This is a genomic window from Bacillus sp. SKDU12, assembly GCF_010093085.1.
Classification (GTDB): Bacteria; Bacillota; Bacilli; order Bacillales; family Bacillaceae; genus Bacillus; species Bacillus mexicanus.
The window spans coordinates 279,818-303,902 of record NZ_MSRC01000003.1; the positions used below are offsets into that span (position 1 = coordinate 279,818).

The 24,085-nt window shown below is 43.0% G+C and carries 23 protein-coding genes and 1 other annotated feature (1 of these 24 only partly in view); all 23 genes read left to right on the forward strand.

The window, feature by feature from the left end; genetic code table 11:
• The first annotated feature begins 41 nt into the window (after positions 1-41).
• Positions 42-1,016: a phospho-N-acetylmuramoyl-pentapeptide-transferase gene (gene mraY / locus BTW01_RS02715; RefSeq protein WP_010328060.1), complete on the forward strand. Its 975-nt coding sequence runs from the start codon at positions 42-44 to the stop codon at positions 1,014-1,016.
• A complete protein-coding gene (murD, locus tag BTW01_RS02720; RefSeq protein ID WP_162101501.1) occupies positions 1,017-2,372 on the forward strand; it encodes a UDP-N-acetylmuramoyl-L-alanine--D-glutamate ligase in 1,356 nt (451 codons plus the stop codon).
• 60 nt (positions 2,373-2,432) lie between these two features.
• The gene (spoVE, locus tag BTW01_RS02725) at positions 2,433-3,533 is read left to right on the forward strand and encodes a stage V sporulation protein E (protein WP_162101502.1); all 1,101 of its coding nucleotides are present in this window, start codon (positions 2,433-2,435) and stop codon (positions 3,531-3,533) included.
• A 120-nt stretch (positions 3,534-3,653) separates the two neighbouring features.
• On the forward strand, positions 3,654-4,745 hold the full coding sequence (murG, locus tag BTW01_RS02730; protein ID WP_162101503.1) for an undecaprenyldiphospho-muramoylpentapeptide beta-N-acetylglucosaminyltransferase: 1,092 nt from the start codon (positions 3,654-3,656) through the stop codon (positions 4,743-4,745).
• A gap of 31 nt (positions 4,746-4,776) precedes the next feature.
• A complete protein-coding gene (gene murB, locus BTW01_RS02735; RefSeq protein ID WP_162101504.1) occupies positions 4,777-5,688 on the forward strand; it encodes a UDP-N-acetylmuramate dehydrogenase in 912 nt (303 codons plus the stop codon).
• 130 nt (positions 5,689-5,818) lie between these two features.
• Positions 5,819-6,610, forward strand: a complete 792-nt coding sequence (locus BTW01_RS02740) for a cell division protein FtsQ/DivIB (protein WP_162101505.1) — start codon at positions 5,819-5,821, stop codon at positions 6,608-6,610.
• A complete protein-coding gene (locus BTW01_RS02745) occupies positions 6,607-7,302 on the forward strand; it encodes a DUF881 domain-containing protein (protein WP_162101506.1) in 696 nt (231 codons plus the stop codon). The genes BTW01_RS02740 and BTW01_RS02745 overlap by 4 nt, the downstream gene beginning before the upstream one ends.
• Before the next feature lie 22 nt (positions 7,303-7,324).
• Entirely contained in the window at positions 7,325-8,032 is a 708-nt protein-coding gene (locus BTW01_RS02750) for a DUF881 domain-containing protein (protein WP_162101507.1), read from the forward strand.
• Positions 8,033-8,050: 18 nt separating this feature from the next.
• Positions 8,051-8,416 carry a small basic family protein gene (locus BTW01_RS02755; protein ID WP_162101508.1) on the forward strand — a complete coding sequence of 122 codons (366 nt, stop codon included), beginning with the start codon at positions 8,051-8,053 and terminating at the stop codon, positions 8,414-8,416.
• A 174-nt stretch (positions 8,417-8,590) separates the two neighbouring features.
• Complete coding sequence (gene ftsA, locus BTW01_RS02760) at positions 8,591-9,913, forward strand: cell division protein FtsA (protein ID WP_162101509.1); 1,323 nt, start codon at positions 8,591-8,593, stop codon at positions 9,911-9,913.
• Positions 9,914-9,948: 35 nt separating this feature from the next.
• A complete protein-coding gene (ftsZ, locus tag BTW01_RS02765; protein WP_162101510.1) occupies positions 9,949-11,097 on the forward strand; it encodes a cell division protein FtsZ in 1,149 nt (382 codons plus the stop codon).
• A 299-nt stretch (positions 11,098-11,396) separates the two neighbouring features.
• On the forward strand, positions 11,397-15,704 hold the full coding sequence (locus tag BTW01_RS02770; RefSeq protein ID WP_162101511.1) for a S8 family peptidase: 4,308 nt from the start codon (positions 11,397-11,399) through the stop codon (positions 15,702-15,704).
• A 192-nt stretch (positions 15,705-15,896) separates the two neighbouring features.
• Entirely contained in the window at positions 15,897-16,826 is a 930-nt protein-coding gene (gene spoIIGA, locus BTW01_RS02775; RefSeq protein ID WP_162101792.1) for a sigma-E processing peptidase SpoIIGA, read from the forward strand.
• Between the two features lie 62 nt (positions 16,827-16,888).
• The gene (sigE, locus tag BTW01_RS02780; RefSeq protein WP_024121327.1) at positions 16,889-17,608 is read left to right on the forward strand and encodes an RNA polymerase sporulation sigma factor SigE; all 720 of its coding nucleotides are present in this window, start codon (positions 16,889-16,891) and stop codon (positions 17,606-17,608) included.
• A 140-nt stretch (positions 17,609-17,748) separates the two neighbouring features.
• A complete protein-coding gene (gene sigG / locus BTW01_RS02785) occupies positions 17,749-18,531 on the forward strand; it encodes an RNA polymerase sporulation sigma factor SigG (protein WP_003221449.1) in 783 nt (260 codons plus the stop codon).
• A gap of 151 nt (positions 18,532-18,682) precedes the next feature.
• The gene (locus BTW01_RS02790; protein WP_162101512.1) at positions 18,683-19,477 is read left to right on the forward strand and encodes an ABC transporter ATP-binding protein; all 795 of its coding nucleotides are present in this window, start codon (positions 18,683-18,685) and stop codon (positions 19,475-19,477) included.
• 404 nt (positions 19,478-19,881) lie between these two features.
• The gene (locus BTW01_RS02795; protein ID WP_015252132.1) at positions 19,882-20,127 is read left to right on the forward strand and encodes a YlmC/YmxH family sporulation protein; all 246 of its coding nucleotides are present in this window, start codon (positions 19,882-19,884) and stop codon (positions 20,125-20,127) included.
• 161 nt (positions 20,128-20,288) lie between these two features.
• Positions 20,289-21,125, forward strand: coding sequence for a peptidoglycan editing factor PgeF (gene pgeF / locus BTW01_RS02800; RefSeq protein WP_162101513.1), 837 nt, complete (start codon positions 20,289-20,291; stop codon positions 21,123-21,125).
• A 5-nt stretch (positions 21,126-21,130) separates the two neighbouring features.
• Positions 21,131-21,823, forward strand: a complete 693-nt coding sequence (locus BTW01_RS02805) for a YggS family pyridoxal phosphate-dependent enzyme (protein ID WP_162101514.1) — start codon at positions 21,131-21,133, stop codon at positions 21,821-21,823.
• Positions 21,820-22,275: a cell division protein SepF gene (gene sepF, locus BTW01_RS02810; RefSeq protein WP_162101515.1), complete on the forward strand. Its 456-nt coding sequence runs from the start codon at positions 21,820-21,822 to the stop codon at positions 22,273-22,275. The genes BTW01_RS02805 and sepF overlap by 4 nt, the downstream gene beginning before the upstream one ends.
• Positions 22,276-22,281: 6 nt before the next feature.
• On the forward strand, positions 22,282-22,554 hold the full coding sequence (locus BTW01_RS02815; RefSeq protein ID WP_162101516.1) for a YggT family protein: 273 nt from the start codon (positions 22,282-22,284) through the stop codon (positions 22,552-22,554).
• A gap of 61 nt (positions 22,555-22,615) precedes the next feature.
• Complete coding sequence (locus tag BTW01_RS02820; protein ID WP_162101517.1) at positions 22,616-23,389, forward strand: RNA-binding protein; 774 nt, start codon at positions 22,616-22,618, stop codon at positions 23,387-23,389.
• Between the two features lie 93 nt (positions 23,390-23,482).
• Positions 23,483-23,977 carry a septum site-determining protein DivIVA gene (gene divIVA, locus BTW01_RS02825; protein ID WP_162101518.1) on the forward strand — a complete coding sequence of 165 codons (495 nt, stop codon included), beginning with the start codon at positions 23,483-23,485 and terminating at the stop codon, positions 23,975-23,977.
• 62 nt (positions 23,978-24,039) lie between these two features.
• Positions 24,040-24,085 (forward strand) — a binding site (T-box leader); it runs 181 nt beyond the window's last position.

A 24,085-nucleotide genomic window follows, 5' to 3' on the forward strand; every position in this document is an offset into this window, starting at 1 on the left:
CTACGTATGTCGTTTGAAAGAAACAGGAGGAGAAAAGGACAATGCTTGAGCAAGTCATTCTGTTTACAATTTTAATGGGGTTTTTAATTAGTGTTCTGCTCTCTCCGATTCTTATTCCGTTTTTAAGAAGGTTAAAATTCGGCCAGAGTATTAGAGAAGAAGGACCGAAATCACATCAGAAAAAATCAGGGACGCCGACAATGGGCGGGGTCATGATCATACTTTCTATCATTGTGACAACAATTGTGATGACACAGAAGTTTTCAGAAATAAGTCCGGAAATGGTGCTGCTTTTGTTTGTTACGCTCGGATACGGTTTGCTGGGCTTTTTAGATGATTACATCAAGGTCGTCATGAAGCGCAACCTTGGATTGACGTCAAAGCAAAAACTGATTGGACAAATTATTATTGCGATTGTATTTTATGCGGTATACCATTACTACAATTTTGCGACGGATATTCGCGTGCCTGGAACCGACTTATCATTTGATCTTGGCTGGGCTTACTTTATTCTTGTGCTCTTTATGCTTGTCGGCGGATCAAATGCGGTTAATCTGACTGACGGCCTTGACGGCTTATTGTCTGGTACAGCTGCGATTGCTTTTGGCGCCTTTGCCATTCTGGCATGGAATCAGTCGCAATATGACGTTGCGATTTTCTCAGTTGCTGTTGTCGGTGCAGTGCTGGGCTTCCTCGTATTTAATGCTCATCCCGCTAAAGTCTTTATGGGAGATACGGGATCACTTGCATTGGGTGGAGCTATCGTTACCATTGCCATTTTAACGAAATTAGAGATCCTGCTGGTTATCATTGGCGGTGTATTCGTTATCGAGACATTATCCGTTATTCTGCAGGTTATCAGCTTTAAAACGACAGGCAAACGAATCTTTAAAATGAGTCCGCTTCATCACCATTATGAACTTGTCGGCTGGTCTGAATGGAGAGTAGTCGTGACGTTTTGGGCTGCGGGACTTTTGCTTGCCGTTTTAGGAATTTACATCGAGGTGTGGTTATAAGTGGAAAACGATCAATTTTTACAGAATCAGCATTTTTTAATCCTTGGACTCGCGAAAAGCGGGTATGCGGCGGCATCCATTCTTCATGAAAAAGGTGCATATGTTGCTGTCAACGACCAAAAGCCATTCGAAGAAAACGAACCAGCGCAAAAGCTTTCTGAAAAAGGAATCGAGGTTGTGTGCGGAGAGCATCCAGTTTCACTGTTTGATCAGCATCAAATCACGGTTCTGATCAAAAACCCGGGAATTCCTTATGAAAATATTATGGTTCAGGAAGCAGAAAAAAGAGGCATACCGGTTTGGACGGAAATTGAGCTCGCTTACTACCTGACAAACGCCAAGTTTATCGGGATTACCGGATCCAATGGAAAAACGACCACGACAACGCTGATTTATGAAATGCTCAAAGCTGACTCGCAAAAAGCACTGATTGCCGGAAACATCGGCACAGTCGCAAGTGAGGTTGCCTATCATGCTGATGGGGATGAATGGATCGTTACTGAACTGTCTTCGTTTCAGCTGATGGGAACACACGCTTTCAGACCGGAAATCAGCTTGATTTTAAACATATTTGACGCCCATTTGGATTATCATCATACGCGAGAAAATTATGAAAAAGCGAAACAGAAAGTGTACCTTCACCAGACTGCTGCAGATAAAGCCATTGTCAACCAGGATGATGACACCGTCGTGCGTCTGGCTGAAGCCGGCAAAGCCGGAATCATTCCATTTTCAGTCAGCAAAACGCTTGAAGAGGGCGCTTATGTAAAAGACGGTATGCTGATGTTCAACGGGGAAGCTATTCTTCCTCTGGAAGAGGTTGTGCTGCCAGGCGCTCATAACCTAGAGAACATTTTAGCCGCCATTGCAGCTGTGAAAACGGCAGGAGTGTCCAACGAAGCAGTCAAAAAGGTGCTGACAAGCTTTACTGGCGTGAAGCACCGTCTCCAATATGTCACAACAGTGAAGGACCGTAAGTTTTATAATGACAGTAAAGCGACAAACATTCTTGCGACAAGCAAGGCGCTTTCTGCTTTTGACAAACCGGTCATTTTGCTTGCAGGCGGGCTGGATCGCGGAAATGGTTTTGATGACTTAAAGCCGTATATGCAGCATGTCAAAGCAGTGCTTACTTTTGGCCAAACAGCGCCAAAACTCGAGAAGCTCGGCAATGAGATGGGAATACAACATGTCAAACGTGTCGATAATGTTGAACAAGCAGTATCTGCGGCGTTTGCGCTCTCAAATGAAGGAGATGTCATCCTGTTATCACCTGCGTGTGCGAGCTGGGATCAATTCAAAACATTTGAAGAACGCGGTGACATGTTTATAGATGCCGTGCATATGCTTAAGTAAGGGCTTGTCTTGAAGTGAATCGGCAGCCCTAATGACTTTAAGCTTGGGGTGTCGATTGCTTTGACTACTAAAAAAACATCGCCTGATTTGTTATTGGTCATCATTACGTTATTATTATTAACAATCGGATTAATTATGGTGTACAGTGCGAGTGCGGTTTGGGCGGATTATAAATTTGAAGACTCATTCTTTTTCGCAAAACGGCAGCTGCTGTTTGCGGGAATCGGCGTCATTGCCATGTTTTTTATCATGAATGTTGAGTATTGGACATGGCGGACATGGTCAAAATTGCTGATGATTATCTGTTTTTTTCTTTTGATTCTTGTCTTGATACCGGGCGTCGGAATGGTGCGGAACGGTTCAAGAAGCTGGATCGGAGTTGGAGCGTTCAGCATACAGCCTTCAGAGTTTATGAAGCTTGCGATGATTGCATTCCTAGCTAAATTTCTCTCTGAAAAACAAAAAAACATTACATCATTCAGACGGGGATTTATCCCGGCGCTTGGTATCGTGTTTTCAGCGTTTTTGATTATCATGTGCCAGCCTGACCTCGGAACGGGGACGGTAATGGTCGGAACTTGTATTGTCATGATTTTTGTAGCTGGTGCGCGAATCGCCCATTTCGCCTTTCTAGGATTGATTGGCCTTAGCGGGTTTGTCGGGCTCGTCCTATCGGCACCATATCGGATTAAGCGGATTACCTCATACTTGAACCCATGGGAAGACCCGCTCGGAAGCGGCTTTCAAATCATTCAATCGCTTTATGCGGTGGGTCCCGGCGGGTTGTTCGGAATGGGGCTTGGACAAAGCAGACAGAAGTTCTTTTATCTGCCTGAGCCGCAAACAGATTTTATTTTTGCCATCTTGTCAGAGGAACTCGGCTTTATCGGTGGAACACTTATTTTGCTCCTTTTTAGCGTTCTGTTGTGGAGAGGGATCAGAATTGCGCTCGGTGCGCCTGATCTGTACGGAAGCTTTGTCGCGGTCGGCATTATTTCAATGATTGCCATCCAAGTCATGATTAATATTGGCGTAGTGACGGGCCTTATTCCGGTAACAGGTATCACGCTCCCGTTTTTGAGCTATGGAGGCTCTTCATTGACCTTGATGCTGATGGCGGTCGGGGTCCTTCTGAATGTGAGCCGCTACTCGCGGTATTAATGAATGTATTGCCAGGCGTCCTATCAACAGATGCCGGCAAACCACGAATGCGATAACCCTGTCCAACAAAACAGGGTTATCGTTATGTTATAGAGAAACTTAGACTGGGGGAAAAGAGATATGCGAATTGCAATAAGCGGAGGCGGTACAGGGGGACATATATACCCTGCGCTTGCTTTTATTAAAGAAGTGCAGCGCCGTCATCCTGATGTGGAATTTTTATATATCGGAACAGAAAACGGACTGGAGAAAAAAATTGTTGAGCGGGAGGATATCCCGTTTCGATCAATTGAAATTACAGGATTTAAAAGAAAACTGTCATTTGAAAATGTCAAAACTGTGATGCGTTTTCTTAAGGGTGTAAAAAAGAGTAAATCATATTTAGCGGAATTTAAGCCTGATGCCGTGATTGGAACGGGCGGTTATGTATGCGGGCCTGTTGTCTATGCCGCTGCGAAAATGGGAATTCCCACTATCGTCCACGAACAAAACAGCCTGCCGGGCATCACGAATAAGTTTCTTTCAAAATATGTTAATAAGGTAGCGATTTGTTTTGACGAAGCAAAATCGCATTTTCCTAGTGAGAAAGTTGTATTTACGGGAAACCCGAGAGCTTCTGAAGTCGTCTCAATAAAGACGGGTCGATCTATGACTGAATTTGGGCTTTCTGAAGAGAAAAAAACTGTCTTAATCTTTGGCGGAAGCCGAGGTGCTGCACCGATTAACCGTGCTGTCATTGACATGCAGGATGCGCTGAAAACAAGAGACTACCAAGTGCTGTATATTACCGGTGAAGTTCACTATGAAAAAGTGATGGATGAGCTGAAAAGCAAAGGTGCTGCTGATAATATGGTCACAAAGCCGTTTCTTCATCAAATGCCGGAATATCTTAAAGCCGTTGATGTTATTGTGGCCAGAGCCGGTGCGACGACGATTGCCGAAATTACAGCCCTCGGAATCCCAAGTGTTCTGATCCCAAGCCCATATGTAACAGCGAATCATCAGGAGGTCAATGCGCAATCTCTCGGCCAGCATGACGCGGCTATTGTTCTGAAAGAAGCAGAGCTTAGCGGGGAAAAACTGATTGGTGCGCTTGACAGGATTGTACTGAATGAGCAAACGTTAAAGGAAATGAGCGAACAAACGAAGTCACTCGGTGTTCCTGATGCGGCTGCCCGTTTATACAACGTGCTTGAAGAATTGAAAAAATAATAGAAAAGCAAATGGAATGCGGAGGTTTACGATGGAGAATGTGATACAGGAATTAAAAGAACGCGAAGTCGGCAAGGTTCTTGCAAATGAACCGCTCGCGAATCATACAACGATGAAAATCGGCGGACCTGCTGATGTATTGGTCATTCCAAGCAGTGTAGATGCTGTCAAAGATATCATGGACGTTATCAAAAAATATGATGTGAAATGGACAGTCATCGGCCGGGGATCAAACCTTCTTGTTTTAGATGAGGGAATCAGAGGCGTAGTGATTAAGCTTGGCGCAGGTCTTGACCATATGGAGCTTGAAGGGGAACAAGTGACGGTTGGAGGCGGTTATTCGGTTGTCCGTTTGGCTACATCATTGAGCAAAAAAGGTCTGTCCGGTTTAGAATTTGCAGCCGGTATTCCAGGATCAGTCGGCGGAGCGGTTTATATGAATGCCGGCGCTCACGGCTCGGATATGAGCCAAATCCTCGTCAAAGCACACATTTTATTTGAAGACGGAACGATTGAGTGGCTGACAAATGAGCAGATGGATTTCAGCTACCGAACTTCTGTCCTGCAAAAGACACGCCCGGGTGTTTGCCTTGAAGCTGTTTTAAAGCTGGAGCAAAAGGACAAAGAATCAATTGTTCAGCAAATGCAAAGCAATAAAGATTACAGAAAAACGACACAGCCGTATTCAAGCCCTTGTGCGGGAAGCATATTCAGAAATCCGCTTCCGAATCATGCCGGAAACCTTGTTGAAAAAGCAGGCTTGAAAGGATATCAAATTGGCGGTGCAAAGATATCTGAGATGCACGGAAACTTTATCGTCAATGCGGGCGGAGCATCTGCAAAAGATGTGCTTGATCTCATTGACCATGTGAAAAAGACAATCCGTGAAAAATACGAGATTGATATGCACACAGAGGTTGAAATCATCGGTGAAAATCGCTGATTCAAGTTCTGACTGAAGCTGTTCATATGATATACTGTAAGCAAACGACAAACGGCATCTATAGTATGCCGTTTGTTTTGGAGTAGACAGACTATTAACAGCTGTTTCATTTGAATGAGGTGAACAGGCAATGAACCCGGGTCATGACCGAGAAAAAATCGTCAACATTGAAGAACGGATTCCTAAAATTAAAGAGCAGCGGAAACAGAAGGCAAACCGCCGTCTCATTTCATTTATTGTGCTCTTTTTTGTGATGGTGCTGATCATCGTATATTTGCAGATGCCAATCAGTAAAGTATCAACTATCACTGTGACAGGGAATGAGAATGTATCCAAAAAGGAAATTATCGACCTTTCGGATATTCGCAGCGGAGAATCTGAGTTTTGGAGTTTGGACAAGAAAAAAACCGGAAAGAAGATTCAGCAAAATAAATTAGTGAAAAAAGCGGAGATCAGCAAAGCGCTTCCTAATAAAATCAACATTTCGATCGAAGAATATAAAGCGATTGCTTATTTAGAAAAAAACGAAGTGTACTATGAAGTGCTTGAAAACGGTACAGTTTTACCAAACGAAGTAACGCCTGATGACGCCGGGCCGATTTTAGTAAATTGGACAAATGCGAAAAAACGGTCCCAAATGGCTAAGCAGCTCGATGCTTTGTCGAATTCTTTAAAACAGTCAATATCAGAAATTTATTATACGCCTGTAAAAATGGATGAAAACCGTATCAAATTGTATATGAACGACGGTTATGTTGTTACTGCGTCTATTAAAACCTTTGCAGACCGAATGAAAACGTATCCTTCTATCATTTCACAGCTTAGCAGCAATAAAAAAGGAATTATTCACTTAGAAGTCGCCACCTATTTTGAAGAGTTTGGAAAAAATAATAAAGCTGCTAAAAAGGAAGATGAAAATTGAAGGGGAAATCTGCAATTCTCCTTTCTTTCATTATGCTTATCGCAGGTTTTTTGATTTCATTTTCTTTTCAAGTGACAAAACAAAACAGCAAGAGCACTGCTGAAACGGAAGAGTGGAAAAAAGAATATGCGCTGAGAGACGAACTTCTGAAACAGGAGAAAGAAAATAAAAACCTTGAAGGAGAATTATCTCAAAAGCAAAACAAAGTCCGGCAGGCAGAAAATAAGCTGAAGAAAGAAAAGACGGAATACTACAACGTTCTTGAAGATACAGAAAAATACAGAATGTATATTGGGGAAGTCGGTGTACAGGGAGAGGGCATTGAGGTGACCTTAGAAGATGCGTCGTACATACCGGAAGGGGAGAATGTGAACAGCTACATCGTTCACGAAAGCCATATTTTCCAAGTGGTAAACGAACTGTATATTTCGGGTGCGGCGGCTGTCGCCGTTAACGGCCAGCGGTTGACACATGATTCCTATATCAAGTGCAACGGTCCTGTTGTAACAGTAGACGGCGTCCAGCATCCTGCCCCGTTTACGATATCAGCGATTGGAGATCCGGATGTCCTGCTGCCTTCGTTAAATTTAGCAGGAGGCCTGATCGATCAGCTGTTAATGGATCACATTGCTGTTACCGCAGAAAAAGAGAAAAACGTACAAATGAAACCGATTCTGAAAACGAAGGAATGAGTGAAAAAGCGGGTGAAACAGATTGAAAATAAAGCGTTCCTTCATAAGCATCAGTGTGCTTATGGTCATCTTTGGCCTCATGATATCAGTTCAGTTTAATTCATTAAAGCATCCCCAAGTCCGAGATACAAGAGATATGTGGGAGATTAGAGAAGAACTGACAGCTGAGCAGAAAAAGCAGGGAAAACTGCTGGCTGAAATAAACAAATATGACAAACTGCTGAATAGCTACTCGCAATCGAAAGAAATGACAAAAGAAACCGCGCTCAATATTACCTTGCAAACCTTAAAAAAAACAGCTGGCATGACCGATATAACGGGTAGCGGAATTGTCATCACCATTTCCCCGCTTTTTTCTGAAAGCTTGACAGGAAAGCCGATCGAAAATCCGCCACCGGATTTGCTCAAGAAGCTGATCAATGAACTTAACTCCTTCGGTGCAGAACATATTTCGATTAATGAGCGAAGAGTTGTGAATCATACAGTCATAAGAGATATAAACGGCACAACGAAAATAGACGGATACGGCCTTGACGATGGTCCTTTAACAGTAAAAGTTCTTGCCGAAGATCCGGACATGCTGTACAGCAGAGTGAAGGGATCAGGTCTTGAGGACCTTTTTGCATCTGAGAATTTAGCACTAAAAGCCGGGAAATCTGAAAGCAAACTAACATTAAAAGCATACGACAGACCATTGGACATCCAACATCTGAAACTGCTTAAGGACTGAAAAGGGAGGAGAATTGTCATGTGGCTGCCCGTGCTGGGACTGGTGCTCGGAATAGCGATTGGACTGATGACAAACTTAACGATACCGAGTGAATACTCAAACTATTTATCGCTTGCCGTGCTAGCTGCACTTGATACATTAATTGGCGGAATCAGGGCGCACTTACAAGGTACATATGATGAAATGGTATTTGTTTCCGGTTTCTTTTTTAATATTATATTGGCAATAAGTTTAGCTTTTCTGGGAGTCCATCTTGGTGTAGACTTGTATTTAGCGGGTATTTTCGCATTTGGGGTCAGATTATTTCAGAATATTGCCGTTATCAGAAGAAATCTACTTACAAAATGGACTGTATCTAAAAAAAATAAAAAAAATGTGATATAAAAGAGGATATACATAGGATATAACGAATATTTTCAATAAACATAAAATGTGAAGAGCACATAAAAGATATTTCGTTGTTATTTTTTGTTACACACTTGTAAAGCCACATTCATTGTATTGTTGTTCCGCAAATAATAGAATAGAAATGATTGAAATGTGAGGAGGTGCCATAGAATGAACAACAATGAACTTTACGTCAGTCTTGACATCGGTACGTCCAATACAAAAGTGATCGTCGGAGAAATGACAGATGATTCCCTTAATATTATCGGTGTGGGAAATGTTCCGTCTGAAGGTTTGAAAAAAGGCTCAATCGTTGATATAGATGAGACCGTTCATTCTATAAGAAAAGCGTTTGACCAAGCTGAAAGAATGGTAGGTTTTCCGCTTCGAAAAGCGATTGTCGGGGTTAATGGAAATTATATCAATATTCAAGATACAAATGGTGTTGTTGCAGTTTCCAGTGAAAATAAAGAAATTCAGGTTGAAGATGTGCGCCGTGTCATGGAGGCAGCACAGGTTGTTTCAATACCGCACGAACAGCTGATTGTGGACGTCATTCCGAAACAGTTTATCGTTGATGGAAGAGATGAAATCACCGATCCTAAAAAAATGCTGGGTGTGCGACTAGAAGTAGAAGGCACCTTGATCACCGGTTCAAAAACAATTTTACATAACTTACTCCGCTGTGTTGAAAGAGCCGGTATTGAAATAACTGATATTAGTCTTCAGCCGCTGGCAGCCGGTTCTGCTGCATTATCAAAGGACGAGAAAAACCTTGGTGTGGCCCTCATTGATATTGGGGGAGGGTCAACAACCATTGCCGTATTCCAGAACGGTCATCTCACTTCTACCCGTGTCATTCCTCTCGGAGGCGAAAATATCACCAAAGATATCTCCATCGGATTGAGAACGTCAACAGAAGAAGCAGAACGTGTGAAAAAGCAATTTGGACATGCCTACTATGACGAAGCCTCGGAAGATGAAGTATTTGAGGTAACCGTTATTGGCACTAATCAAAAACAAACATTTACACAGCAGGAAGCAGCGAATATCATTGAAGCAAGACTAGAAGAAATCCTTGAAATTGTTTCAGAAGAGATTAGCAGTATGGGAATTACCGATCTGCCGGGAGGCTTTGTGCTGACAGGGGGACAAGCAGCAATGCCGGGTGTCATGTCGCTGGCACAGGATGTTCTGCAAAACAATGTCAGAGTGGCCAGCCCGAATTACATCGGTGTAAGAGATCCTCAATATATGACGGGAGTGGGCTTGATCCAATTTGCCTGCCGAAATGCAAGAATCCAAGGCAGAAAAATAGGCTTTAAGATGCCTGAAGAAGCGATACAGGAAATTGCAGTCTCATCGTCAGAGGAACTAGAGCAGCATCATCACCAAAATGAGGTGCAGAAGCGGCCAAAAGGAAAACAAAAAACACAAGCCGAACATAATAAACAGAGCAAAGTGAAAAAACTATTAAGCATGTTTTGGGAATAGATAGTTAGTCATTCGGCAGATTAGGAGGATTTAGCATGTTGGAGTTCGAAACAAACGTAGACGGCTTAGCATCAATTAAAGTAATCGGAGTAGGAGGCGGCGGAAATAACGCCGTTAACCGAATGATTGAAAATGAAGTGCAAGGAGTAGAGTACATCGCGGTAAATACCGATGCTCAAGCTCTTAACCTGTCAAAAGCAGAAGTGAAAATGCAAATCGGCGCAAAGCTGACTAGAGGATTGGGAGCAGGTGCGAATCCGGAAGTCGGAAAAAAAGCCGCTGAAGAAAGCAAAGAGCAGATTGAAGAAGCGTTAAAAGGCGCTGACATGGTATTTGTGACAGCAGGCATGGGCGGCGGAACAGGAACAGGTGCCGCACCGGTTATTGCACAGATTGCGAAAGATTTAGGCGCATTAACAGTCGGAGTCGTCACAAGACCGTTTACATTTGAAGGACGGAAAAGACAGCTTCAGGCTGCAGGCGGAATCTCAGCAATGAAAGAAGCGGTGGATACACTGATCGTAATCCCGAACGACCGAATCCTTGAAATTGTTGATAAAAACACGCCAATGCTTGAAGCATTCCGTGAAGCGGATAATGTACTCCGCCAAGGTGTTCAAGGTATTTCAGACTTGATTGCTACACCTGGTCTTATAAACCTTGATTTTGCTGATGTGAAAACGATCATGTCAAACAAAGGATCTGCTTTGATGGGGATCGGTATTGCGACTGGTGAAAACCGCGCGGCAGAGGCAGCGAAAAAAGCAATCTCCAGCCCGCTTCTTGAAGCAGCTATTGACGGTGCGCAAGGCGTACTTATGAATATCACTGGGGGAACAAACCTCAGCTTATATGAAGTTCAGGAAGCAGCAGACATTGTCGCTTCTGCGTCTGACCAAGACGTAAACATGATTTTCGGTTCTGTTATTAATGAAAATCTAAAAGACGAGATTGTAGTGACAGTGATTGCGACTGGTTTCATCGAACAAGAGAAGGACGTGACAAAACCTCAGCGTCCAAGCTTAAACCAAAGCAATAAAACACATAACCAAAGCGTTCCGAAGCGTGAACCAAAACGTGAGGAGCCCCAGCAACAAAACACAGCAAGCCGTCATACTTCACAGCCGGCTGATGATACGCTCGACATCCCGACATTCTTAAGAAACCGCAATAAACGCGGCTAATGTGAAGGACAAAATCGTTTTCGATTTTGTCCTTTTTATTTTCTCCAACACTTTTCCTCTTGTAACGTCTTTTTCCCTATATACTCTTGCGAAGTTTAACAAAAAGGACTATTAGACTCGTTTTAAAACTATGACAATTTACTCATTTTCTTATATGTGAAAACCGATTGACATGAAACGACAATATTTGTAAAAGAGATTGTCTACAGTTAACGTACATCGATGTTCTGACAAACTTATCATTTTTAAAAGGAGGGACGACACTTTTTTACAAAGTATGTTGAAAAAGGGGGATAAAAATGAGGAAAAAAACGAAAAACAGACTCATCAGTTCTGTTTTAAGTACAGTTGTTATTGGTTCACTGCTGTTTCCAGGTGCAGCCGTGGCAAGCAGCAATAAAGGCGCCTCAACTTCTGTGAAACAGAACCTTCAATCCGCTGGATCCATTCAGAACAAAATCTCGAATTCATTAAAGAAAAGCTTTAAAAAGAAGGAAAAAACGACCTTTCTGATTAAATTTAAACATCAAGCTGACACAGAAAAAGCGGCAAAAGCTGCTGTTAAAAGAGCCAAATCGAAGAAGCTGACTGCCGCTAAGACCGAATATCAAAAGCGTTCTGCTGTTGTGTCGACGTTAAAAGTCACCGCCGATGAAACCCAGAGAGATGTCTTAACATATTTGAACAGTCAAAAAAATAAAGGGAATGCAGAGCGAATTCACTCTTATTATGTGGTGAACGGAATTGCTGTCCATGCCTCAAAAGAGGTGATGGAAAAAGTAGCGCAGTTTCCCGAAGTGGAAAAGGTGCTTCCAAATGAGAAACGGCAGCTGTTTACATCATCCTCCTCTCCATTTCATATGAAAAAAGAACAAAAAGCTATCAAAGCAACCAACGGTGTGGAATGGAATGTAGATCAAATCGAAGCTCCGAAAGCTTGGGCGCTTGGATATGATGGAACTGGTACAGTTGTCGCGTCCATTGATACTGGTGTGGAATGGAACCACCCGGCATTAAAAGAGAAATATCGCGGATATCATCGGGAAAGCCCTGAGGAGCCTGATCATGAAATGAACTGGTATGATGCCATAGCGGGCGAAGCAAGCCCTTACGATGATCTGGCTCACGGCACCCATGTGACAGGTACGATGGTTGGTTCTGAACCTGATGGAACAAATCAAATCGGGGTAGCGCCAGGCGCTAAATGGATTGCGGTTAAAGCATTCTCAGAAGATGGCGGCAATGATGCTGACATTTTGGAGGCGGGTGAATGGATTTTAGCTCCAAAGGACGCAGAGGGCAACCCTCATCCGGAAATGGCTCCTGATGTTGTCAATAATTCATGGGGCGGGGGTTCAGGACTTGATGAATGGTACAGAGACATGGTCAATGCCTGGCGCGCAGCAGATATTTTTCCTGAGTTTTCAGCGGGGAATACGGATCTCTTTATTCCGGGCGGGCCTGGTTCTATCGCAAATCCGGCAAACTATCCGGAGTCTTTTGCTACTGGTGCGACTGATCATAACAAAAAGCTTGCTGACTTTTCTCTTCAAGGACCATCTCCATATGACGAAATAAAGCCGGAAATTTCTGCACCGGGTGTAAATATCCGGTCTTCTGTTCCCGGCCAAATATATGAGGACGGATGGGACGGCACATCCATGGCAGGTCCGCATGTGTCCGCTGTCGCCGCACTGCTGAAACAGGCGGATGCCTCACTTTCTGTCGATGAGATGGAAGATATTTTAACCAGCACAGCTGAACCGTTGAGGGATTCAACCTTTCCTGATTCTCCGAATAATGGATACGGCCATGGGTTGGTGAATGCTTTTGATGCTGTATCAGCTGTTACAGATGGTTTAGGAAAAGCAGAAGGACAAGTTTCGGTAGAAGGAGAAGATCAAGAGCCGCCTGTCTATCAGCATGAGAAAGTAACAGAATCTTTTGAAGGTGCGAGCCTGCCGCTTACTTTGACAGCTGAAGACAATGTGAGTGTGACATCTGTAAAACTGTCCTATAAGCTGGATGAAGGTGAATGGACAGAAGTACAGGCTAAGCGAATCAGCGGTGATCACCTGAAAGGAACGTATCAGGCAGAGATACCAAGTATAAAAGGAACGACACTGAGCTATAAGTGGAGGATTCAGGATTTTGGCGGCCATGTCGTTGAATCTGACACATACGATGTCCCAGTGAAACCAAGTATTACAGCGGGGTATAAGCAGGACTTTGAAACTGCACCAAGCGGCTGGATTGCAAGCGGAATAAATAATAGCTGGGAATGGGGAATTCCATCGTCAGGTCCAAACCAAGCAGCCTCAGGTGAAAAAGTGTATGGAACAAACCTGGCCGGAAACTATGCCAACTCAGCAAACATGAATCTTTTGATGCCTCCCGTTAAAGTGCCAAATTCAGGAAGTCTGTTTCTTCAATTTAAAAGCTGGCACAATTTAGAAGATGATTTTGATTATGGCTACGTTTTTGTTCTTCCAGAGGGTAAAAAAAATTGGGAGCAGGCTGGTGTCTATAATGGAAAGACACCAAGCTGGACGGACGAAGAAATTGATCTTTCCGCTTATAAAGGTCAAAACATTCAAGTGATGTTTAACCTTCAAGCTGATGAGAGCGATACACAAGAGGGTTGGTACATTGATGATGTTGGGCTTTCTGACAAATCGATCGGAAAAACAGACAAAAAGAATAAGCTCGGAGTCAAAAAGCCATATGAAAAGCAAAAGAAAAAGCCGGTAAATCCCAAAAAAGCTAAGCCGTCTGCAAATACAACGGCAAAACATCAAAGCAAAGATTTACAGCCTCAAGTGCTGCCGCTTAGAGCGCAAGTCAGTGTGGTGGAAACAGGGAAATCAACATATTCAGATCGATCCACAGGGCAGTATACGCTGAAGCATAAAGCGGGAGATTATACGCTTATGGCAGAAGCGTACGGCTATCAATCAAAAACACAAAAAGTTTCTCTGCAAGCAGATCAGACGACACAAGCCGATTTTACGTTAGAAGAAATGAAGAAGGGCACATTAAAAGGCACGGTCAAAAATAAAACGACAGGTGAGCCGGTAAAAGGCGCCTTCGTCTATGTAGTAGAGGATGCTGCGGTTGAACCTGCTGAAACAAACGAAAAAGGCGAATATACGCTTGAGGCCTATGAAGGCTCTTATACGATTAAAATCGCTGCACCAAGCTATTACACTGATGAATTTTCAATTGAATTAAAGGGTGATGTAACAAAAGAAACTGCACTGGAGCCTTTTGTCGGTTATCCAGGTGAGATTGCATATGATGACGGAACGGCGGAAAGTGCCAGTTCCTATTCTGCAGCTGGTAACGGATGGGCAGTCAAAATGACACTGGCTGACGGCAAGGATAAAGGCATGCTTACAGGAGGACTGTTCCGATTCTGGGATGCAGAGTTTCCTGATCCTGGCGGCACAGAGTTTAAGGTCGAAGTATACGATGCTACAGGAAAAGACGGAGCACCGGGTAAAAAAATTGCCGGCCCATTTAACGCTGAGGCCCTTCGCAATGGCGAGTGGACTAAGGTAGATCTCAGTTCAAAAGGGATTATGGTCGATAAAGACTTTTACCTCGTGTATATCCAGTCAAAACCTGATCCGTATTCACCCGGACTGGCAGTAGATGAAACCGGTCAGAACTCCGGCCGCAACTGGCAGTATATAGGGGGCGAATGGAGCCCGGCTGACAAATCTGATGGCAACTATATGATTCGCGCCTTAGTTGATTATGAAGCTTCTATACCTGAAATTACTTCACCGACGGACAAATCGTACACAAATAAAGAGAACGTTACTGTAAAAGGAAAAGCCTCTCCTGGTATAACCGTACACATTTATAATGGAGAGAAAGAAGCAGGAGAAACGAAAGCCGCTGCGGATGGCACGTTCCAAGCAGGCATCACACTCAGCAAGGGTAAAAATGAGCTGACAGCAACTGCATCAACAGACAATGGAACAACAGATGCCTCCAGTCCTATAACGGTTACGCTTGATCAAGAGAAGCCTGAATTGACGATGGACAATCCAAAGGGCGGCGAGAAAACAAATAAAGAAACGCTGACTGTTAAAGGGACTGTTTCCGATGACAATCTAAAAGAAGTCAAAGTGAATGGCAAAAAAGCAACGATTCAAGATGGTTCATACTCAGCTCGAATTCTTTTGGAGAATGGAAGCAATAAGATTAAAGCGATTGCTACAGACTTAGCAGGCAACAAAACAACGAAACAAGCTGTCATTGATGTCAACTTTGACCAGCCTGTCATATCCGGTTTGATTCCTGGAAAGGACAAAACCTTAAAAGCGGGTGAATCTGTGAAAATCGCTTTCACAAGCGGCAAGGATTTAGATGCGACATTTATTATTCGGATGCCGCTGACAAATGCAAGAGCGAGTGTGCAAAATGCCACCGAACTCCCGCTGAGAGAAATCGCTCCAGGGACATATGAAGGCTATTGGACAGCCACTTCTTCTATTAAAGCAAACGGAGCAAAAGTAGAAGTGATTGTACGAGATGATTATGGGAATGAAACTAGAAAAACAGCGAATGGAAAGCTTTATCTCCATCCTGAAAATTAAGTGTGAAAAAGCTGCCGCGAAAGGCAGCTTTTTTTATATTCTCTCATTCATTTTCTCGACAAATTAAGCAGTTATCCCTGAAAAATTGTATTTTCCTCTCAACATTAATTGACAGACTTTCCCATAGAGCTTGCTTTATACTTGTGAAATAAGAAGGGAAACAACGTGAGGCAAGAAAGGAAGGAGTCAGATGTGAAAATCTATTTAGATGTCATTTGGCTGTTAAACTTTTGTTTTGATGCACTTTTACTTTTGCTCACGGCATTTATGTTAAAACGGCATGTGAAAAAAAGGAGACTGGTAGGCGGAGCGTTCATCGGATCAAGTATTGTCCTTTTGATGTTTACCCCTTTTTCACCGATCGTTGAACATCCGGCTGGGAAGCTGGCTTTTTCAGTTGTAATTGTGATGGTGTCATTTGGCTTTAAGAGATTCCGTTATTTTTTTCAGAATTTGTTTTCCTTTTATTTTGCCACTTTTTTAATGGGAGGGGGAATGATCGGAGCCCATTCTTTGCTGCAGTCACATTCTGTTATTCAAAACGGTGTCATGATGACCAATCAAACTGGGTTTGGAGACCCGATCAGCTGGTTGTTTATTGTTGCCGGATTTCCAGTACTATGGTTTTTTTCTAAGAGAAGAATTGATGATATTGAAACAAAAAACATTCAATATGAGGAACGAGTCGGCGTACAGGCGGACATAGGCGGCCAAACGCTTCACATCAGAGGTTTGATTGATTCGGGCAATCAGCTGTACGATCCGCTCACAAAAACACCGGTCATGATTATTCATATTGATAAGCTGGAACCGATTTTCGGGGCAGCTGAAACGATGATCATTCGGAGCTCAGATCCATTGGAAGCCATCCGGCAGCTCGATGATTCGTTTCGCTTTTTAGATAAACTAAGGCTGATTCCATACAGAGGAGTAGGCCAGCAAAATCAATTGTTACTATGCGTTAAACCTGATCACGTAACGATTATAACGAAAGAAGAAATGGTTTCTGCGGATAAATGCTTAATCGGCATCAGCATAACAAAGCTATCGGCAGATGGGGAGTTTGACGCCATTATTCATCCGAAAATGCTCTCGGGCAAGGCAGTCAAACACGTTTCATAATGGTCGCAAATGTCCGTTACCTATCATACTCAAATGACGTGACATTTAGAAGGGAGAGGAAGATGAAAAAACTGAAATTACGATTGACACACCTTTGGTATAAGCTGCTGATGAAACTCGGCCTGAAAAGCGATGAAGTTTATTACATAGGCGGGAGTGAAGCCCTGCCGCCGCCATTATCTAAGGATGAAGAGCAGGTTCTGTTAATGAAGCTCCCAAGCGGCGATCAGGCGGCTCGCGCCATTTTGATCGAACGCAATTTGCGGCTGGTCGTCTATATCGCCCGTAAATTTGAAAATACGGGAATTAATATAGAGGATTTAATCAGCATCGGCACGATCGGATTAATTAAAGCTGTGAATACGTTTAATCCGGAAAAGAAAATCAAGCTGGCAACCTACGCTTCCCGTTGTATAGAAAACGAAATCCTGATGTATTTAAGGAGAAATAACAAAATCCGTTCTGAAGTTTCCTTTGATGAGCCACTTAATATTGATTGGGACGGCAATGAGCTTTTGCTTTCTGATGTGCTTGGCACTGACGATGACATTATCACAAAAGACATAGAAGCTAATGTAGATAAAAAGCTTTTGAAAAAAGCGCTTGAGCAGCTCAATGAAAGAGAAAAGCAAATCATGGAACTGCGGTTCGGGCTTGTTGGTGAAGAAGAAAAGACACAAAAGGATGTAGCAGATATGATGGGGATTTCTCAGTCCTATATTTCGCGTTTGGAGAAAAGAATTATAAAAAGATTGAGAAAAGAGTTCAACAAAATGGTGTGAAATTTTTTATGGTTATAAACCCCTTGATCTTACAGGGATTTCCTAATTTCGGATGTTTTCTCGTCTGAGTGCAGTGCATATTTTTCCCACCCGAGGAGATACTTAACGTTGTACAGCAGCTCCTGTAGGGAGGGAAAAAAGTGTCGAGAAATAAAGTCGAAATCTGCGGGGTGGATACCTCCAAATTACCAGTACTAAAGAATGAAGAGATGAGAAAGCTGTTTCGGCAGCTGCAGGATGAAGGCGATGATTCAGCAAGAGAAAAGCTTGTAAACGGGAACTTGCGTCTTGTCTTAAGTGTCATTCAAAGATTTAATAACAGAGGAGAGTATGTTGATGACTTATTTCAGGTGGGCTGCATCGGACTAATGAAATCCATTGATAATTTTGACCTAAGCCACAATGTGAAGTTTTCAACATACGCTGTACCTATGATTATCGGAGAGATTCGCAGATATTTACGTGATAATAACCCGATCCGTGTCTCAAGATCACTCCGAGATATCGCTTACAAGGCACTTCAGGTAAGAGAGCGGTTAATCAGTGAGACAAGCAAGGAGCCGACTGCAGAAGACATCGCTAAAGTTCTTGAAGTACCGCATGAAGAAATCGTATTTGCGCTTGATGCCATCCAGGATCCGGTCTCTCTATTTGAACCGATCTATAACGACGGAGGAGATCCGATCTATGTAATGGATCAAATCAGTGATGAGCGCAATAAAGATTCACAATGGATTGAAGAGCTGGCTTTAAAAGAGGGCATGAGAAGGCTGAATGATAGGGAAAAAATGATTTTGAGAAAGAGATTCTTCCAAGGGAAAACACAAATGGAAGTCGCTGAAGAAATCGGGATTTCCCAAGCGCAGGTGTCCAGGCTAGAAAAAGCGGCCATCAAACAAATGAATAAGAACATTCACCAATAATGAAAAGCCTTTAAAACAATATTGTTTTAAAGGCTTTTCTATTGTTTGTATTGTGGACGGTTTACGTTTTGGAAAAAATAAGGTATCCTAGTCCATGCGAAGTTGTACGAAAATTAAAATAATTTCAAGAGGGATAACGAGGAGGACCATGATGAAATTGCAGCTAGACAATGTCTCATTAAAAAGAAATGGAAAATGGATACTGAAAGACATTCATTGGAAAGTCGAAGAAAAGGAGAATTGGGTGCTTTACGGACTGAACGGCGCCGGGAAAACAGCACTGTTGAATATGCTTTGCTCTTATTATTTTCCAACATCAGGCCAGATGCAAGTGCTTGGCCATGAATTTGGCAAAACGGAGCTGGGGGAGAAGCTCAGACGGAAAATCGGCCTCGTCTCAGCAGCACTTCAGCAAAAATTTTATCCAGCGGATTCAGCCTTTGAGATTGCTTTGAGCGGCGCTTACGCTTCAATTGGCTTATATGACACACCAAGTGCTGAAATCAGGGAAAAAGCGATTGGCTTGTTAGAGGCCTTGGGAGCAATTGAATATGCCGATCGCCGCTATGAAACCCTTTCTCAAGGAGAAAAACAACGAGTTTTGATTGCCAGAGCACTAATGGCCGATCCAGAGCTGCTCATACTTGACGAACCAGTCACAGGTTTGGATTTTATTGCCCGGGAAAAACTGTTAGATACGATTACATACATTGCAAACAAAAAAAATGCGCCATCGATCCTTTATGTGACTCATCATGCGGAAGAAATTTTGCCGGTCTTTGACAAAGCCCTTTTGTTAAAACAGGGAGAGGTCTTTACATCGGGTAAAATAAAGGACATGCTTACTGATCAAATACTTTCTGACTTTTTTGATACGCCAATCCATGTCTTATGGAATCAGGATCGGCCGTTTTTAACAAGGGTAAAGCAGACAACGAATGCTTGAACAATATATACTGATTCACCCTTGAAATGCGTTATGAAACTGATGGACACTGAATCATCCCTTTTGCCAGCGGAGGAAAGCGGTGAAACATTCGAAGGACGTCTATTTTTATTGAGCCGTTTCATATTTTATGAAACGGTCTTTTGATGTGTAAGCACGGAAGCGGATCACATTGAATCTAAATAGTCTTATTGTTAAAAATGAGGGGCTTATTCAGCAAACAAAACACTGATGTCTGATCAACATACAATGTGAACGAGGATTGCAGCTGGGACATTGTACGAAAATTGAGCCCGATTTATCGTGAAAAGCAAAAAACAGTGCCAGTGAAATTTCTTGTAGCTGACAAGGTTTAGCCCGCCCGCTCATATACTTGAAAAAAGGCGGAAAAAGGACGTGATGAAATGATCAGCATTTCAGAATTTCAGGTGAAGGATGTCGTGAATGTCTCAAACGGAAAAAAGCTGGGGAGCATTGGAGATATCGATATCAATGTGACGACTGGGAAAATCCAGGCGATCATACTAGGAGGAAATGGGAAAGTTCTCGGATTTTTTGGAAAAGAAGAGGAATTAGTCATTCCGTGGCGAAATATAGTAAAAATCGGGGAAGATGTGATCTTGGTCCGATTAAGTGAACCACATACATAACTTGTTTTTTCAACCGCTGATTGGCAAATGCCGGAAGTCTCATTTCTTCCGGCACATTTCATTTAGAAATATGTAAATAGGCGCTCAACGAATGCAGAAAGTTGTGGTAAAATAAGTGGGAAATTCCGCTTTTTTAATGTTTGTCGAAAGGTTGGATCATCATGAATACATATCACCCATTCAGTCTTACCACACCCTCGACACTCATGATACAAGACTGGGTACGAGCGAATCAAAACAACAGAGAAGTCATTGCCGGATTTACAACGAAAAACGGCGGTGTCAGCCAAAAGCCTTTTGAATCGTTAAATACAGGATTGCACGTTCATGACAAAGATGCAGATGTAGTTAAAAATCGTGAATATATAGCCGATATGTTTAATATTGATTTGCAGTCTTGGGTATTTGCTGATCAGACACATGATCATCGCATTCAGAAAGTGACGCAGAGGGATAGGGGAAGAGGCGCCCGGGAGTATCATACAGCTCTAAAAGCAACGGACGGGCTCTATACCAATGAAAACAATGTGTTTTTGGCATTATGCTTTGCTGATTGTGTGCCTCTTTTCTTTTATGATCCGGTTAAATCGCTTGTCGGGATCGCCCATGCCGGGTGGAAAGGCACTGTCAAACAGATTGGCAGGGAAATGGTGAAGCAATGGACTGAGCAGGAAGGGTCAAATCTCTCAGATATTCATGCTGTTATTGGGCCGTCTATCAGCGGGGCATGCTATACAGTAGACGACCGTGTCTTGGATGCTGTCCGGGCGTTGCCGGTTTCAGCAGACCGTGCCGTGAATCAGACGGGACAGGCACAATATCAGCTTGATCTGAAAGAGCTGAACCGCCTTATATTAATCGACAGCGGTTTGGCAAATGAACAGATTTCTGTCAGCGGTTTATGTACGGAAAGTGAGCCCTCTCTTTTCTTTTCTCACCGCCGCGATCAGGGGAAAACTGGACGGATGATGTCCTTTATCGGAATGAAGGAGGCATAAAGATCTTGCGTGTTGTTGATCATTTACGACATATAAACGAACGAATAAACGAAGCATGTAACAGATCGGGCCGCAGCTCCGATGAAGTTACGATTATTGCAGTCACTAAATATGTATCACCTGAAAGAGCACAGGAGGCGGTGGATGCGGGCATTACCTGCCTCGGAGAAAATCGGGATGCGGAATTGCTCCGCAAACAGGAACTGATCAACGGGAATCCGGAATGGCATTTTATCGGCAGTCTACAGTCAAGAAAAGCTAAAGCTGTCGTCAATTCGGTTTCTTATATCCATTCCTTAGACCGGCTCTCATTAGCGAAAGAAATTGAAAAACGGGCGGAAGGTACTGTCCAATGTTTTGTGCAGGTCAATACCTCTCTTGAGCCCTCTAAACACGGCATGAAAAAAGAAGAAGTGATTCCATTTATACAGGAGCTTTCCGGTTTTGAGCACGTCGTTGTGGCCGGGCTGATGACAATGGCTCCGCTGACTGATGACCAAGATCAGATCAGAAGCTGTTTCAGAGCGCTGAGAGAGCTCCGTGACCAGGTCCAGGAGCTGAAACAGCCTAACGCTCCGTGTACTGAACTGTCGATGGGCATGTCAAATGATTTTGAAATTGCAATTGAAGAAGGAGCTACTTATATTAGAATCGGCTCATCGTTAGTCGGAAATGAAACAGGGGGTGTACAGCAATGAGTATGAAAAACAAACTGAAAAACTTTTTCTCGATAGATGATGAAGAATACGAATATGAATATATTGAGACAGATCGGGAACCTCATGAAGAAAATGAACAAAAAGAAAAGCCTGCTTACAATGCAAACAAACCTGCGGGCAAACAGAATGTAGTAAGCTTGCAAAGTGTTCAAAAATCCTCTAAAGTGGTGTTGAGTGAGCCGCGCGTTTATGCGGAAGCACAGGAAATAGCCGACCATTTGAAGAACCGGCGGGCAGTTGTCGTCAATCTTCAGCGGATACAGCATGACCAGGCTAAGCGGATTGTTGACTTTTTGAGCGGAACCGTTTATGCCATTGGCGGCGATATTCAGCGAATCGGCTCGGACATTTTTCTTTGCACGCCTGAAAATGTAGACGTATCAGGCACAATTTCTGAGCTCATATCTGAAGACGAACATCAGAGGTGGTAAAGCGAGATGATCCTTTATCAAGTTTTTTCGGTTTTAGCTTTATTAATCAAAATATACTCATTTGCCTTGATCATATATATTTTTATGTCATGGGTGCCGAGTACAAGGGAAACGGCAGTCGGGCGTTTTTTAGCTTCGATTTGCGAACCATATCTCGAACCGTTCAGAAAAATCATCCCTCCGATCGCAATGCTGGATATTTCACCAATCGTAGCTATCATTGTGCTTCAATTTGCGTCACTTGGCTTGTGGGGGCTTTATCGCATGATTGTATTTTAATTGTGACAGTTTGATAGGGGCTTGGCAACAGCCAAGCCTCTTTACATAGAAGGGAAAGACGATGAGCGATATTTATCAGCACTTCAGAAAAGACGAGCGGGCCTTTATTGATCATGCGCTCGAATGGAAAAGTATTGTCCAGGAGCAATATCGGATGAAGCTGACCGACTTCTTAGATCCCCGAGAGCAGGTCATCCTCTCTGCTGTTACGGGGCAAACGGACGTCGGGGTTGCTTTTTCCGGCGGATATGACCGAGCGGAACGAAAACGGGCCATTCTCTATCCGGAGTACATCACGCCGGAAGAATCAGATTTTGAACTGCAGGCATTTCACGTCCGTTATGCTGAAAAATTTGTCTCAGTAGATCACCGATCTCTGCTTGGCGCATTAATGGGCATAGGTTTAAAACGACAAAAATTCGGTGACATCGTGTTTTCTGAGACATCAGTGCAATTGATTGTCTCAGCCGATATCGCTGATTTTGTGGCTGCACAGCTGACCCAAGCAGGAAAAGCGGCGGTCAGCTTAGAGAAAATTGACTTGTCAGACCTTAACATTCCAGCAGTTGATGTCGAAATAAGAGATGACACGGTTTCTTCTTTAAGGCTTGACGCCGTCTGCGCCTCTGTGAGCAGGCAATCCCGCCAGAAATCACAAACGCTCGTGAAAAACGGGCTCGTCAAAGTGAACTGGAAGGTAGTTGAAGATCCTTCATATTTGGTGGCGGAAGGGGACATGCTGTCTATCAGAGGCTTTGGCCGCTGCAGCTTAACAAAAATCGAAGGAAAAACCAAAAAAGACAAGTGGAGAGTTACGTTTGAACGACAAAAATAGTCGTTTTTTCAGTTTTTTTCTCCATCTGTGCGAAATTTGTTTTATAATGTGAACTAGATAACTGTACTGAAATGTAAAAATGGAGGTGGCATGATGCCATTAACGCCAAATGATATTCACAACAAGACATTTACAAAAAGTTTTCGCGGATATGATGAAGATGAAGTAAATGAATTTCTAGCACAAGTCCGAAAAGATTACGAAATTGTTCTTCGGAAGAAAACAGAGCTTGAAGCGAAAGTCAATGAGCTCGATGAAAGAATCGGTCACTTTGCTAATATTGAAGAAACGCTGAATAAATCGATTTTAGTTGCTCAAGAGGCAGCTGAAGACGTAAAACGCAATTCTCAAAAAGAAGCAAAGCTGATCGTTCGGGAAGCAGAGAAAAACGCTGATCGCATTATCAACGAATCTTTATCAAAATCAAGAAAAATCGCCATGGAAATTGAAGAGCTGAAAAAACAGTCTAAAGTATTCAGAACACGTTTCCAAATGCTAATTGAAGCTCAGCTCGATCTTCTGAAAAATGACGATTGGGATCATTTGCTCGAGTATGAAGTCGATGCAGTCTTTGACGAAAAGGAATAAATTCTCTGAGTATCTTGACATATTCTTAGCTTGTCGAATATAATACGTTCATAAATTCAGATGAAAAGACGGTTGAAAGGGACAGTCATGTTTCCTTCAGGCCTTCAT